General features: G+C 71.6%; 13 protein-coding genes. 12 read left to right on the top strand and 1 reads right to left on the bottom strand.

Going from position 1 to position 14,233, the window contains the following annotated elements; all coding sequences use genetic code 11:
- Positions 1-162 precede the first annotated feature (162 nt).
- The 12 genes from pdxS (at position 163) to AB0D08_RS08660 (ending at position 12,777) form a co-directional block, all read left to right on the top strand.
- Positions 163-1,074: a pyridoxal 5'-phosphate synthase lyase subunit PdxS gene (pdxS, locus tag AB0D08_RS08715; protein ID WP_033823033.1), complete on the top strand. Its 912-nt coding sequence runs from the start codon at positions 163-165 to the stop codon at positions 1,072-1,074.
- A 90-nt stretch (positions 1,075-1,164) separates the two neighbouring features.
- On the top strand, positions 1,165-1,779 hold the full coding sequence (gene pdxT, locus AB0D08_RS08710; RefSeq protein WP_033823032.1) for a pyridoxal 5'-phosphate synthase glutaminase subunit PdxT: 615 nt from the start codon (positions 1,165-1,167) through the stop codon (positions 1,777-1,779).
- 78 nt (positions 1,780-1,857) lie between these two features.
- On the top strand, positions 1,858-2,616 hold the full coding sequence (locus tag AB0D08_RS08705) for a YebC/PmpR family DNA-binding transcriptional regulator (protein ID WP_033823031.1): 759 nt from the start codon (positions 1,858-1,860) through the stop codon (positions 2,614-2,616).
- Between the two features lie 115 nt (positions 2,617-2,731).
- A complete protein-coding gene (ruvC, locus tag AB0D08_RS08700; RefSeq protein WP_359887135.1) occupies positions 2,732-3,307 on the top strand; it encodes a crossover junction endodeoxyribonuclease RuvC in 576 nt (191 codons plus the stop codon).
- Entirely contained in the window at positions 3,304-3,915 is a 612-nt protein-coding gene (gene ruvA, locus AB0D08_RS08695) for a Holliday junction branch migration protein RuvA (RefSeq protein ID WP_033823029.1), read from the top strand. Before ruvC ends, ruvA begins: the two co-directional genes overlap by 4 nt.
- Positions 3,916-3,967: 52 nt before the next feature.
- On the top strand, positions 3,968-5,062 hold the full coding sequence (ruvB, locus tag AB0D08_RS08690) for a Holliday junction branch migration DNA helicase RuvB (protein ID WP_033823028.1): 1,095 nt from the start codon (positions 3,968-3,970) through the stop codon (positions 5,060-5,062).
- Between the two features lie 200 nt (positions 5,063-5,262).
- Positions 5,263-5,676 (top strand): preprotein translocase subunit YajC, encoded by a 414-nt coding sequence (gene yajC, locus AB0D08_RS08685; RefSeq protein WP_051813524.1) that lies wholly within the window; start codon positions 5,263-5,265, stop codon positions 5,674-5,676.
- Positions 5,677-5,904: 228 nt separating this feature from the next.
- Positions 5,905-7,626 (top strand): protein translocase subunit SecD, encoded by a 1,722-nt coding sequence (secD, locus tag AB0D08_RS08680; RefSeq protein WP_033823057.1) that lies wholly within the window; start codon positions 5,905-5,907, stop codon positions 7,624-7,626.
- 4 nt (positions 7,627-7,630) lie between these two features.
- Positions 7,631-8,743: a protein translocase subunit SecF gene (gene secF / locus AB0D08_RS08675; RefSeq protein WP_359887132.1), complete on the top strand. Its 1,113-nt coding sequence runs from the start codon at positions 7,631-7,633 to the stop codon at positions 8,741-8,743.
- 23 nt (positions 8,744-8,766) lie between these two features.
- Positions 8,767-9,318, top strand: coding sequence for an adenine phosphoribosyltransferase (locus AB0D08_RS08670; RefSeq protein ID WP_359887130.1), 552 nt, complete (start codon positions 8,767-8,769; stop codon positions 9,316-9,318).
- A gap of 2 nt (positions 9,319-9,320) precedes the next feature.
- Entirely contained in the window at positions 9,321-11,870 is a 2,550-nt protein-coding gene (locus AB0D08_RS08665) for a bifunctional (p)ppGpp synthetase/guanosine-3',5'-bis(diphosphate) 3'-pyrophosphohydrolase (protein WP_233289219.1), read from the top strand.
- 109 nt (positions 11,871-11,979) lie between these two features.
- Positions 11,980-12,777 carry a hypothetical protein gene (locus AB0D08_RS08660; RefSeq protein ID WP_033823025.1) on the top strand — a complete coding sequence of 266 codons (798 nt, stop codon included), beginning with the start codon at positions 11,980-11,982 and terminating at the stop codon, positions 12,775-12,777.
- A gap of 93 nt (positions 12,778-12,870) precedes the next feature.
- Here AB0D08_RS08660 and AB0D08_RS08655 read toward each other — a convergent pair whose 3' ends face one another.
- Positions 12,871-14,100, bottom strand: a complete 1,230-nt coding sequence (locus AB0D08_RS08655; RefSeq protein ID WP_033823024.1) for a DUF349 domain-containing protein — start codon at positions 14,098-14,100, stop codon at positions 12,871-12,873.
- Positions 14,101-14,233: the final 133 nt, after the last annotated feature.

Genomic DNA, 14,233 nt, shown 5'->3' with positions numbered 1-14,233 from the left:
GGGCCCGGGGAACGGCCCAGCTTCTCGTACGGAGCTTTGGTCCGGATCCAGCCTCTTTGTCGTATGCCGAAGGTCCCAGTGGACCGGATGGCGCGTGGATCAGAGGCCGTTCGGGCCTACGATAGGGCGATAGCACTGGTTCATCTTCGAGTGAGGTCTCACGTGTCCACCACCCCCATCACCGCAGACCAGCCGCAGATCGGCACCGCCCGCGTCAAGCGCGGCATGGCCGAGCAGCTCAAGGGCGGTGTGATCATGGATGTGGTCAACGCCGAGCAGGCGAAGATCGCCGAGGACGCCGGTGCGGTGGCCGTCATGGCCCTGGAGCGCGTCCCCGCGGACATCCGCAAGGACGGCGGCGTCGCCCGGATGTCGGACCCCAACATGATCGAGGAGATCATCGCGGCCGTCTCCATCCCGGTCATGGCGAAGTCCCGGATCGGCCACTTCGTCGAGGCCCAGGTCCTGCAGTCGCTCGGTGTCGACTACATCGACGAGTCCGAGGTGCTGACCCCGGCCGACGAGGTAAACCACTCCGACAAGTGGGCCTTCACCACCCCCTTCGTCTGTGGCGCCACCAACCTGGGTGAGGCCCTGCGCCGCATCGCCGAGGGCGCGGCCATGATCCGCTCCAAGGGCGAGGCCGGCACCGGCAACGTGGTCGAGGCCGTCCGCCACCTGCGCCAGATCAAGAACGAGATCGCCAAGCTGCGCGGCTTCGACAACAACGAGCTGTACGCCGCCGCCAAGGAGCTGCGCGCCCCCTACGAGCTGGTCAAGGAGGTCGCCGAGCTCGGCAAGCTGCCGGTCGTGCTGTTCTCCGCCGGTGGTGTGGCCACCCCGGCCGACGCCGCGCTGATGCGCCAGCTCGGCGCCGAGGGCGTCTTCGTCGGCTCCGGCATCTTCAAGTCGGGCGACCCGGCCAAGCGTGCCGCCGCCATCGTCAAGGCCACCACCTTCTACGACGACCCGAAGATCATCGCGGACGCCTCCCGCAACCTGGGCGAGGCCATGGTCGGCATCAACTGCGACACCCTGCCGGAGACCGAGCGCTACGCCAACCGCGGCTGGTAGGCCTCCCTCCTCGCCCGCCGGCCCGCCGCGGCTCCACCGCGCGGCGGGCCGCGCCACGCATCCGCACCGATTTCCCAAGGGGTAGCAACCGTGTCCACCAACAACCCAGTCATCGGCGTCCTGGCCCTCCAGGGAGACGTCCGCGAGCACCTGATCGCGCTCGCCGCCGCGGACGCGCTGGCCCGGCCGGTGCGCCGGGCCGAGGAGCTGGCCGAGGTCGACGCGCTGGTGATCCCCGGCGGCGAGTCCACCACCATGTCCAAGCTGGCGCTGCTGTTCGGCGTGATGGACCCGCTGCGCGAGCGGGTGGCGGCCGGGATGCCGGTCTACGGCACCTGCGCCGGCATGATCATGCTGGCGGACAAGATCCTGGACGGCCGGGACGACCAGGAGACGGTCGGCGGCATCGACATGACGGTGCGCCGCAACGCCTTCGGCCGGCAGAACGAGTCCTTCGAGAGTGCGATCCCGTTCCAGGGGCTGGGCGACGAGCCGGTCAACGGCGTGTTCATCCGGGCCCCCTGGGTGGAGTCGGTCGGCGAGGGCGTCCAGGTGCTGGCCGAGGTGCCCGCCGCGGACGGCCCGGACAGCCGGATCGTCGCGGTGCGCCAGGGCAACCTGCTGGCCACCTCGTTCCACCCCGAACTGACCGGTGATCACCGGGTGCACGCGTACTTCGTGGCGATGGTCGAGAACGCGCACTGACCGTGTGCGAGGTGTCGGTGACGACACCGGTAAGATCTCCTCTGTTCATTTCCATCTGGCGACGTAAAGGAGCTGGCGATGTCCGGCCACTCTAAGTGGGCTACCACCAAGCACAAGAAGGCCGTGATCGACGCCAAGCGCGGCAAGCTCTTCGCCAAGATGATCAAGAACATCGAGGTGGCGGCGCGCACCGGCGGCGGCGACCCGGCGGGTAACCCCACGCTGTACGACGCCATCCAGAAGGCGAAGAAGAGCTCCGTCCCGATCGACAACATCAACCGCGCCGTCAAGCGCGGTTCGGGCGCCGAGGCCGGCGGGGCCGACTACTCCACGATCATGTACGAGGGCTACGGCCCCAACGGCGTCGCGGTGCTGATCGAGTGCCTCACCGACAACCGCAACCGCGCCGCCTCCGACGTGCGCGTGGCGATGACCCGCAACGGCGGCTCGATGGCCGACCCGGGCTCGGTGTCGTACCTGTTCAACCGCAAGGGCGTGGTGATCGTCCCGAAGTCGGACGGCGTGGACGAGGACAAGGTCTTCGAGGTCGTCCTCGACGCCGGCGCCGAGGAGGTCAACGACCTCGGCGAGACCTTCGAGGTGATCTCCGAGGCCACCGACATGGTCGCGGTCCGCACCGCGCTGGTGGACGCCGGGATCGACTACGACTCGGCCGACGCCAACTTCGTCCCCAGCATGCAGGTCGAGCTGGACGCCGACGGCGCCCGCAAGATCTTCAAGCTGATCGACGCCCTCGAGGACAGCGACGACGTCCAGAACGTCTTCGCCAACTTCGACATCAGCGACGAGGTCGGTGCCGAGCTCGACGCCGAGTGACCAGGCAGCACCTCCCCGGCCCGGTGGTCCGCCAGGACCGCCGGGCCGGTGTCGTCCTCCCCGGCTGTCGGTGGCGGGCGGTAGCCTGCACGGGTCACGGAAAGGCGGCACGGCATTGCGCGTACTAGGGGTGGACCCCGGGCTGACCAGGTGCGGCGTCGGCGTGGTCGACGGTGCGCCCGGGCGGCCGCTGACCATGGTCGGGGTCGGGGTGGTCCGCACTCCCGCCGAGGCCGAGATCGGGCCGCGGCTGCTGCTGGTCGAGCAGGGGATCGAGCAGTGGCTGGACGAGCACCGGCCGGACCTGGTCGCCGTCGAGCGGGTCTTCGCCCAGCACAACGTCCGTACCGTGATGGGCACCGCGCAGGCCAGTGCGGTCGCGATGCTCTGCGCCACCCGGCGCGGCATCCCGGTCACCCTGCACACCCCGAGCGAGGTCAAGGCCGCCGTCACCGGCTCCGGCCGGGCCGACAAGGCGCAGGTCACGGCCATGGTCACCCGGCTGCTGCGGCTGGACGCCCCGCCGAAGCCGGCCGACGCCGCCGACGCGCTGGCGCTGGCCATCTGTCACATCTGGCGCGGCGGCACCACCAACCGGCTCACCGCCGCCATCGCCCAGGCCGCCGCGGCCGCCCCCGCACCCCGTACCGCCCGCCGGGCACCCGCCGTCCACCAGGAGCGCCGCCGATGATCGCCTTCGTCCAGGGTCCGGTGGCGGCCGTCGCCGCCGGCACCGCCGTCGTCGAGGTCGGCGGCGTCGGGATGGCCGTCCAGTGCACCCCGGCCACGCTGGCCCGGCTGCGGCTCGGCGAGAGCGTCCGGCTGGCCACCTCACTGGTCGTCAGGGAGGACTCGCTCACCCTGTACGGCTTCGCCGACGACGACGAGCGGGCCACCTTCGAGGTCCTCCAGGCCGCGCCCGGCGTCGGCCCCCGGCTCGCCCAGGCCATGCTCGGGGTGCACAGCCCGGAGGCGCTGCGCGTCGCGGTGGCCGGCGGGGACGAGAAGGCGCTGATCGCGGTGCCCGGCATCGGCAAGGCCAAGGCGGCCAAGCTGCTGCTGGAGTACAAGGACAAGCTGGGCGCCCCGCACGGCACGGTGCCCGCCCAGAAGCCGGTCGCCACCGGGCCCGCCCCCTGGCACGAGCAGCTGCACGCCGCCCTGGTCGGGCTCGGCTACGCCCCGCGCGAGGCGGACGACGCGGTCACCGCCGTCACCCCGGAGGCCGAGGCGCAGGGCGTGCCCGACATCGGGGTGCTGCTGAAGGCCGCCCTGCGCGGCCTGAACCGCGCCCGCTGACGCCGTACCGATCTGACGACCTGTTACTTTGTCGACAATGGAGCCCGTCCCGATGAGCCCGTACGATCCCGAGCCCGCCGACCGCCTGGCCGCCGACCGGCTGGTGCAGGCGGCCGCCGACGGCGAGGACCAGGCGGTCGAGGCGGCGCTGCGGCCCAAGCTGCTGGACGAGTTCATCGGCCAGGAGCGGGTGCGCGAGCAGCTCTCGCTGGTGCTCCAGGCCGCCCGGCGGCGCGGCAGCGCCCCGGACCACGTGCTGCTCTCGGGCCCGCCCGGGCTCGGCAAGACCACCCTGTCGATGATCATCGCGGCCGAGCTCAACGCCCCGATCCGGATCACCTCGGGCCCGGCCATCCAGCACGCCGGCGACCTGGCCGCGATCCTCTCCTCGCTGACCGAGGGCGAGGTGCTCTTCCTGGACGAGATCCACCGGATGTCCCGGCCCGCCGAGGAGATGCTCTACCTGGCGATGGAGGACTTCCGGGTCGACGTGATCATCGGCAAGGGTCCCGGCGCCACCGCCATCCCGCTCGAGCTGCCGCCGTTCACCCTGGTCGGCGCCACCACCCGGGCCGGCCTGCTGCCGCCCCCGCTGCGCGACCGCTTCGGCTTCACCGGCCACATGGAGTTCTACGCGCCCGCCGAGCTCCAGCGGGTGGTGCACCGCTCGGCCGCCCTGCTGGACGTGGAGATCGACCCGGCCGGCGCCGCCGAGATCGCCGGGCGTTCCCGCGGCACCCCCCGGATCGCCAACCGGCTGCTGCGCCGGGTCCGGGACTTCGCGCAGGTCAGGCATGACGGCGTGGTCACCAGGGAGATCGCCGCCCGGGCCCTGGAGGTGTACGAGGTCGACGCCCGCGGCCTCGACCGGCTGGACCGGGCAGTGCTGGACGCCCTGCTGCGGCTGTTCGGCGGCGGCCCGGTCGGCCTGTCCACCCTGGCGGTCGCGGTCGGTGAGGAGTCGGAGACGGTCGAGGAGGTGGCCGAGCCGTTCCTGGTCCGCGAGGGACTGCTGGCCCGCACCCCCCGCGGCCGGGTCGCCACCGCCGCGGCCTGGCAGCACCTGGGGATGACCCCGCCGCTCCAGCAGCCCGGCGGGGCGGGCGCGGTCCAGCCCGGCCTGTGGCACGGAAAGGGTCAGGTCTGAGCGGGCCCGGCGACGGGGTCGTGAGCGAAGCGCACAGAAACTGTGCAGGCAGAGGGTCGCCACTTTCGGCGGCAGGATGCGATGCTTGGCGTTGTCCGATCGATAAGGGTCGCCTAGACTCCGCCGGACCGCCCCTCTCACCCGATGGGCCGACGCATACCCTGGCCGCCCGGGCGGGCGGCCTGTAAAGGACCCTGGCTGTGAACTTCATCATCCTCCTCCTCCCGCTCCTGGCGATCTTCCTGCTGTTCCGTTCGCAGAAGAAGCGCCAGTCCCAGATGCAGACGATGCAGCAGGCACTGGAGCCGGGCGCGGGCGTGCGCACCATCGGCGGCCTCTACGCCCTGGTGAAGTCGGTCAACGAGGAGACCGTCGAGCTGGAGATCGCGCCGGGTGTGGTCACCCACTTCACCAAGGGCGCCGTCGCGGCCGTGCTGGACCCGCTGGAGTACGACGCGATCATCAACGGCCGCCCGGCCGAGGACGACGCGGACGAGCTCGGCGAGCCGGTCGAGGACGTTGACGCGCACGACGCCGAGGACAAGCCGCTCAGCCTTGACAAGGACAAGTCGGGCAACAGCAGCGCCGACGGTGGGGCTCCCGAGAGCAAGTAGTACGGTCGGGCCTTGCCCGGCCGAGCGGCACCCGCCGCTGGCCAACAGGACCTCAGGGCCGTCCGCCGCCGATCCCGTCCGCCACGAGCCGGACCGGACCGGTCCGCGCGACGGCATGGACAGGGAGAAACGAGCAAGGTGGCAACACCAAAGTCGCGTCCGCGCGACGGTTACCCCGGACGGGCGCTGGCCCTCATCCTGGTGGCGACCGTCGGACTGGTCGCCCTCATGTTCGGGACGGGTCACAAGACCCCGCGTCTCGGAATCGACCTCGCCGGTGGCACCAGCATCACGCTGACCGCTACGTCGAAGGACCCGTCCGCGATCAACAAGTCCAGCATGGACATCGCGGTCGGGATCATTCAGCAGCGCGTCAACGGCTTGGGTGTCTCCGAGGCGGAGGTGCAGACCCAGGGCAACAACAACATCATCGTCAACATCCCCGACGGTGGTGACCAGCAGACCGCGATCAAGCAGGTCGGCGACACCGCGAAGCTCTACTTCCGCCCCGTCCTGACCTTCGCCCCGAGCGGCCAGCCCGCCGTGGACCCGTCGGCCTCCCCGAGCGCCCCGGCCACCGGCAGCCCCTCTCCCGGCGCCTCCCCGAGCAGCTCCGCCACCGGCTCGGCCGCCACCCAGGCCTCCCCGAGCGCCGGTGCCTCGGCCAGTGCCAGCAAGGCCGGCCGCGCGGTCAGCGGCGCCCTGCAGGCCGACCCGACGGCCTCGGCCGGCGCGAGCACCGCCGCCACTCCGGGCGCCGCCGCCTCGCCGGGCACTCCCGCCGACCCGGCCGCCACCCCGGCCCCGGCCACCGACCCGGCCATCGCCGCGCTGCAGCAGCAGTTCGCCGCGCTGGACTGCTCGGACCCGGCCCAGCGCAAGGACCTGCAGACCGACCCGACCAAGCCCGCGCTCGCCTGCTCCTTCCAGCAGGAGGACACCGCGGTCAAGGGCCAGAAGGTCTGGAACAAGTTCATCCTCGGCCCGGTCGCCCTCAACGGCGGTGACGTCGCCAAGGCCCAGGCCGGCTTCGACACCCAGCAGGCGGCCGGCTGGCAGGTCCAGCTGTCCTTCACCGACGCCGGCTCGAAGTCCTTCGCCGCGGTCACCGGCCAGCTCGCCACCCAGCCGCAGCCCGCCAACGAGTTCGCCATCGTCCTGGACGGCAAGGTGGTCTCCCACCCCTACGTCCAGCAGTCGATCACCGGCGGCAACGCGGTCATCTCCGGCAACTTCGGCCAGGAGGAGGCCAAGGGCCTCGCCAACGTGCTGAGCTTCGGCGCCCTGCCGCTCGACTTCACCAAGAGCGACGTCACCACCGTCTCCCCGCAGCTCGGCGGCGAGCAGCTGAAGGCCGGCCTGCTCGCCGGTCTGATCGGCATGATCCTGGTGGTCATCTACTCGCTGGTCTACTACCGCGGCCTCGGCCTGGTGTCGATCGCCGGTCTGCTGGTCTCGGCCTCCCTGACCTACGCGATCATGTCGCTGCTCGGCGCCACCATCGGCTTCGCGCTGAACCTCCCGGCGGTCTGCGGCGCCATCGTCGCGATCGGCATCACGGCGGACTCCTTCATCGTGTACTTCGAGCGCATCCGCGACGAGGTCCGCGACGGCGCCCCGCTGCGCCCGGCCGTCCAGCGCGCCTGGCCCCGGGCCCGGCGCACCATCCTGGTCTCGGACTTCGTCTCGTTCCTGTGTGCCGCGGTGCTGTACCTGGTGTCGGTCGGCAAGGTCCAGGGCTTCGCCTTCACGCTGGGCCTGACCACGCTGCTCGACGTCGTGGTGATCTTCCTGTTCACCAAGCCGCTGATCACCCTGCTGGCGCGCACCAAGTTCTTCTCCAGCGGCCACAAGTGGTCCGGCCTGGACCCGAAGCGGCTGGGCGCGCGCCCGCCGATCCGGAGCAGCCGCCGCCGCGGTTCCGCCCCCAGCGCCCCCAAGGAGGCCTGACGCCATGTCGCGCTTCGGCAACATCGGCCACCGCCTCTACCAGGGCGAGATCAGCTTCGACTTCGTCGGCCGCCGCAAGCTCTGGTACTCGATCTCCGGCGTGATCGTCCTGGTCGCGGCCATCGGCCTGGCCATGGGCCTGCACCTGGGCATCGAGTTCAAGGGCGGCTCGGTCTACACCGTGCACAAGCCCGGCCTGTCGGTCTCGCAGGCCCAGGACGTCGCCAACAAGATCACCCACGACTCGACCGCCGTGGTGCAGTCGACCGACAAGGGTGACGTCCGGATCCAGGTCAGCTCCGCCTCCGGCGTGGACGCCTCGACCTTCACCGAGCAGCTCTCCAAGGAGCTTTCGGTGCCGGCCAACGAGGTCGACGCCCAGGTGATCGGCCCCAGCTGGGGCCACGAGATCTCCCAGAAGGCCCTGCTCGGCCTGGTGATCTTCATGGTGCTGGTCACCATCTACCTGGCCGTCGCGTTCGAGTGGCGGATGGCGGCGGCCGCCCTGGTCGCCCTGATCCACGACCTCCTGATCACCATCGGTGTGTACGCCCTGGTCGGCTTCGAGGTCACCCCGGGCACCGTGATCGGCTTCCTGACCATCCTCGGTTACTCCCTGTACGACACCGTCGTCGTCTTCGACACGGTGAAGGAGAACACCAAGGGCATCACCAAGCAGAACAAGCGCACCTACAGCGAGGCCGCCAACCTCGGCCTCAACCAGACCCTGGTGCGTTCCATCAACACCACCGTGGTCGCGCTGCTCCCGGTCGCCGCGCTGCTGTTCATCGGCGGCGGCCTGCTGGGCGCCGGCACCCTGAACGACATCTCGCTGGCCCTGTTCATCGGCCTCGCGGCCGGTGCGTACTCCTCCATCTGCGTCGCCACCCCGCTGCTCGCGCAGCTCAAGGAGATGACGCCGGAGATGAAGGACCTGGCCAAGCGGGTCGCCGCCCGCCGGGCCGCGGACGCCAAGGCGGCCGAGCAGGCCGCCGAGCAGGGCGAGCACGGCGACCACGGCGAGGACGAGTCCGGCCAGCCGGCGGGTATGGTTGGTCAGCGCAACCAGCCGGTCGGCCGCGCCCGCGGCAAGGGCCGCCCCTCCGGCAAGCACTGAGCCCGTACTCCGTAAGGACCCCCGTGACCTCCGCTGACCCCGTCCTGGCCGAGCTGCTCAACAGCCGGATCAGGGACGTACCGGACTACCCGAAGCCCGGCGTGCTGTTCAAGGACATCGCGCCGCTGCTGGCCGACGCCGAGGCCTTCGCGGCCCTCGCCCGGGCGCTGGCCGACCGGGCCCGGGAACTCGGCGCCACCAAGGTGGTCGGGCTGGAGGCGCGGGGGTTCGTGCTGGCGGCCCCGGCGGCCTTCGCGGCGGGCCTCGGCTTCGTGCCGATCCGCAAGAAGGGCAAGCTGCCCGGCGAGGTCTTCGCCCGCTCGTACGAGCTGGAGTACGGCACCGCCACCCTGGAGGTGCAGTGCGACGCCTTCACCCCGGGCGAGAAGGTCCTGGTGGTGGACGACGTGCTGGCCACCGGCGGCACCATCGGTGCCTCGGTGGACCTGGTCCGGGAGGCCGGCGCCGAGCTGGTGGGCGTGGTGGTCCTGATGGAGCTGGGCTTCCTGCCCGGCCGGGAGCGGCTGGAGCCGCACCTGGGCGGTGCTCCGCTGGAGACCCTGGTCACCGTCTAGTCATTCCCCCGAGGGGGCGTACGGCCACGGCCGTACGCCCCCTCGGGCGTTCCCGGCCGGGCGGCGGAACGCCCGGCCTGCACTCTCGGTACCATGAAGGTTCACCCCTGCCCAGTTGTGCGAAGGGGCAGGCCCCGCGCCCCCGAGGAGTGTCCTTGCCCGACGAGGTTGTGCCCACGGCTGACCAGACCAGGACCGCGCCTTCCGGTACGGCCCCGGTCCGCCCCGGGCCGCCCGCCGCGCCCCGGCCGTCCTCCGGCGGCATGCGCGCCCGCCTGGCCCGGCTCGGCGGCCAGCGCAGCTCCACGGTCAACCCGGTGCTGGAGCCGCTGTTCCGCACCATCCGGGCGCAGGACCCGAAGGCCGACCCGGCGCTGCTCAAGGACATCGAGAACGCCTACGCGGTGGCCGAGAAGTGGCACCGCGGCCAGAAGCGCAAGAGCGGCGACCCGTACATCACCCACCCGCTCGCCGTCGCCACCATCCTGGCCGAGCTGGGCATGGACGCCCCGACCCTGATGGCCGGGCTGCTGCACGACACCGTCGAGGACACCGACTACGGCCTGGAGACCCTGCGCCGCGACTTCGGCGACTCGGTCGCGCTGCTGGTCGACGGCGTGACCAAGCTGGACCGGGTCAAGTTCGGCGAGGCCGCGCAGGCCGAGACCGTGCGCAAGATGGTCGTCGCGATGGCCAAGGACCCGCGGGTCCTGGTGATCAAGCTGGCCGACCGGCTGCACAACATGCGCACCATGCGCTACCTCAAGCGGGAGAAGCAGGAGAAGAAGGCCCGCGAGACGCTGGAGATCTACGCCCCGCTGGCGCACCGGCTGGGCATGAACACCATCAAGTGGGAGCTGGAGGACCTCGCCTTCGCGATCCTCTACCCCAAGATGTACGACGAGATCGTCCGGCTGGTCGCCGAGCGCGCGCCCAAGCGCGACGAGTACCTGGCCACCGTGATCGACCAGGTCCAGGGCGACCTGCGCGGGGCCCGGATCACCGCCCAGACCACCGGCCGGCCCAAGCACTACTACTCGGTCTACCAGAAGATGATCGTGCGGGGCCGCGACTTCGCCGAGATCTACGACCTGGTGGGCATCCGGGTCCTGGTCGACACCGTCCGCGACTGCTACGCGGCACTGGGCACCATCCACGCGCGGTGGAACCCGGTGCCGGGGCGGTTCAAGGACTACATCGCGATGCCCAAGTTCAACATGTACCAGTCGCTGCACACCACGGTGATCGGCCCCGGCGGCAAGCCGGTCGAGCTGCAGATCCGGACCTTCGACATGCACCGCCGGGCGGAGTACGGCATCGCGGCGCACTGGAAGTACAAGCAGCGCGCGGTGGCCGGTGCCTCCAAGGTCCGCACCGACACCCCCACCCACGGGCGCCAGCACGACAAGGCCGACGCGGTCAACGAGATGGCCTGGCTGCGGCAGCTGCTGGACTGGCAGAAGGAGACCGAGGACCCGAGCGAGTTCCTCGAGTCGCTGCGCTTCGACCTGTCCAACAACGAGGTCTTCGTCTTCACCCCCAAGGGTGACGTGATAGCGCTGCCGGCCAGCTCCACCCCGGTGGACTTCGCCTTCGCGGTGCACACCGAGGTCGGCTACCGCTGCATAGGGGCCCGGGTCAACGGCCGGCTGGTGCCGCTGGAGTCCACCCTGGAGAACGGCGACGCGGTCGAGGTCTTCACCTCCAAGGCGGAGAACGCCGGGCCGTCGCGGGACTGGCTGACCTTCGTCAAGTCGCCGCGGGCCCGCAACAAGATCCGCGCCTGGTTCTCCAAGGAGCGCCGCGAGGAGGCGATCGAGCAGGGCAAGGAGGCCATCGCCCGCGCGATGCGCAAGCAGGGCCTGCCGATCCAGCGGATCCTCACCGGGGACTCGCTGGTGACCCTGGCGCACGAGATGCGCTACCCGGACATCTCCTCGCTGTACGCGGCGATCGGCGAGGGCCACGTCACGGCGCAGTCGATCGTGCAGAAGCTGGTCCAGGCGCTCGGCGGTGAGGAGGGCGCGGTCGAGGACCTCTCCGAGACCACCACCCCGACCCACCAGAGCCGGGCGGTTCGCCGCCGGGCCAAGGGCGACCCCGGCGTGATCGTCAAGGGCGTCGAGGACGTCTGGGTGAAGCTGTCGCGCTGCTGCACCCCGGTGCCCGGCGACCCGATCGTCGGCTTCATCACCCGCGGCAACGGCGTCTCGGTGCACCGTTCGGACTGCGTCAACGTCGAGGCGCTGACCCAGCAGCCGGAGCGGATGATCGAGGTCGAGTGGGCGGCCACCCAGTCCTCGGTGTTCCTGGTCGCCATCCAGGTCGAGGCGCTGGACCGCTCGCGGCTGCTGTCGGACGTCACCCGGGTGCTCTCCGACCAGCACGTCAACATCCTCTCCGCGGCGGTGCAGACCTCCCGGGACCGGGTGGCGATGAGCCGGTTCACCTTCGAGATGGGCGACCCGAAGCACCTCGGCCACGTCCTGAAGGCGGTCCGCGGCGTGGAGGGCGTCTACGACGTGTACCGGGTGACCTCGGCCCGCAAGTAGCTCCGGCGGCCCCGCCCCCCCCGCGGCGGCTGCGGATGCGGGGCCTCCGCGAGCGGCACAGAATGTCACCGTCCGATGCGGTGCTGGGTGTCGACTCGCGGAGGCCGCCATGGGTGGCAGGCAGATCGTCGTGGCCGTGCTGATGGGTGCCGGGCTGACCGCCGCCACAGGCTGCGGCGGCGGAGGAGCGGGCGGCGGCGGGTCCTCGGCCCAGCCGGCCGCGGCGTCCTCGGCCGACCCGTCCGCACCGAACGGGGTGGAGTCGCTGGCCCCGCGCGAGATCGTCGACAAGTCGGTCCAGGCGCTCAAGGAGAGCCACAGTGTCCACGTGGCCGGCCAGGTGAGTTCGGCGGGCTCGGCGGTCACCATCGACCTCGCAATGGACGGCGATGCGCACTGCGCCGGCTCGATGAGCCTGGACGGCGAGGGCGGCTTCGGCGTGGTCCAGCTCGGCGAGCAGCTCTGGATCAAGCCCGACCAGACCTTCCTGGAGACGCACGGCGGCCCGGCCATCGCGGCCCTGGTCGGCGACAAGTACCTGCGGACCACCACCGCCAACACCGACTTCGCCGACGTCGGCTCGCTCTGCGACCTGAACACCATCGCCGACCTGATCGGCACCGACAACGGCCCGCTCGGCCAGGGCAGCCGCACCACGGTCGACGGCACACCGGTCGTCACCGTGCAGACCACCCAGGGGGACAGCCCGGGGACCCTGTACGTGGCGGTCCAGGGCCGGCCCTATCCGGTCCGGCTGGAGACGAACGGCGGCAGCGAGGGCGGCCGGCTCGACTTCAAGGACTTCGGTGCCCAGGTCGCCGCCACCGCCCCGCCCGCCGACCGGACCCTCGACCTGGACGAGCTGCAGCGCGAGTCCGGTGCGACCGGCGCGGCCAGCCCGGTCTGAGCCGGCCCGGTCTGAGCCGCCGGACCCCGGACGGAACACGGGCAGGGCCCCCTCCGCGGAGGGGGCCCTGCCCGTCTGCTGCCGGGGGCGGCGTCAGCCGCTGAACTCCTGGAGGCTCTTCAGCGCCTGGTCCAGCAGCGCCTGACGGCCAGCCAGCTCGTTCTCCAGCTTGGCGACCTTGCTCGCGTTGCCGGCCGCCCGGGCCTTGTCGAGGTCGGCCTGGAGCTTGTCCACCGCGGACTGCAGCAGCCCGGTCATGCCGGCCGCGCGGGCCTTGGCCTCCGGGTTGGAACGCTGCCACTCGGCGTCCTCCGCCTCGCGGATCGCCCGCTCGACGGTGTTCAGCCGGGCGTCCAGCTTCGGCCGGGCGTCGCGCGGCACGTGGCCGATGGCCTCCCAGCGCTCGTTGACGTCCCGCAGCGCGGCCTTGGCGGCCTTGAGGTCGGTGATCGGCAGGATCGCCTCCGCCTCGACCAGCAGGGCCTCCTTGAGCTTCTGGTTCTCGCCCTGCTCGGCGTCACGCTCGCTGAAGGTCGCGGAGCGGGCCTGGAAGAAGACGTCCTGCGCGCCCCGGAACCGGGCCCACAGCTCCTCCTCCGCGTCCCGCTGGGCGCGTCCGGCCGCCTTCCACTGGGTCATCAGGTCGCGGTACGCGGCGGCGGTCGCACCCCACTCGGTGGAGTCCGAGAGCGCCTCGGCCTCGATGACCAGCTTCTCCTTCACCGCACGGGCCTGGTCGCGCTCGACGTCCAGCGCGGCGAAGTGCGCCTTGCGGTGCTTGGAGAAGACCGACCGGGCGTGCGAGAAGCGGTGCCACAGCTCGTCGTCGCTCTTGCGGTCCAGCCGCGGCAGCGCCTTCCAGTTGTCCACCAGGGCACGCAGCCGGTCGCCGGCCTCCCGCCACTGGGTGGACTCGGCCAGCCGCTCGGCCTCGGCGACCAGCGCCTCCTTGGCCGCGCGGGTCTCCTCCTGGGCCTTGGCCCGGGCCGCCCGGCGCTCGGTCTGCCGGGTCTCGATCTCGCCGGCCAGCGTGTCGAGGCGCTTGGCCAGCGCGTCCAGGTCGCCCACCGCGTGCGCCTCGACGACCTGGGCGCGCAGGTGGTCGAGGGCGACCTGGGCCTCCTTGGCGGCCAGGTCGGTCTTGCGGACGCGGTGCTCCAGCAGGCCGATCTCGGCCTCCAGGCCCTGGTACTTCCGCTCGAAGTAGGCGAGGGCCTCCTCCGGGGAGCCCGCCTGCCAGGAGCCGACGGCGCGTTCGCCGTCCGCGGTCCTGACGTACACGGTCCCCTGCTCGTCGACACGGCCCCACGGGTCGCTGCTCACAGCGCCTCCTCCACATGACGCCGCGGCCCGCTCAGTGCGGGGCGCGCGCGTCGTCCACAGTTGATGTGCGGCGGACCGATGAAGTCCGCCGTCCGGACCGTCCGTTGTTGCGCCGAGGGTGACGGCCGACGGT

This window comes from Kitasatospora sp. NPDC048540 (assembly GCF_040651175.1).
Classification (GTDB): domain Bacteria; phylum Actinomycetota; class Actinomycetes; order Streptomycetales; family Streptomycetaceae; genus Kitasatospora.
Note: the sequence above shows the minus strand (reverse complement) of the source record. Positions and strands in the feature narration are given on the sequence as shown.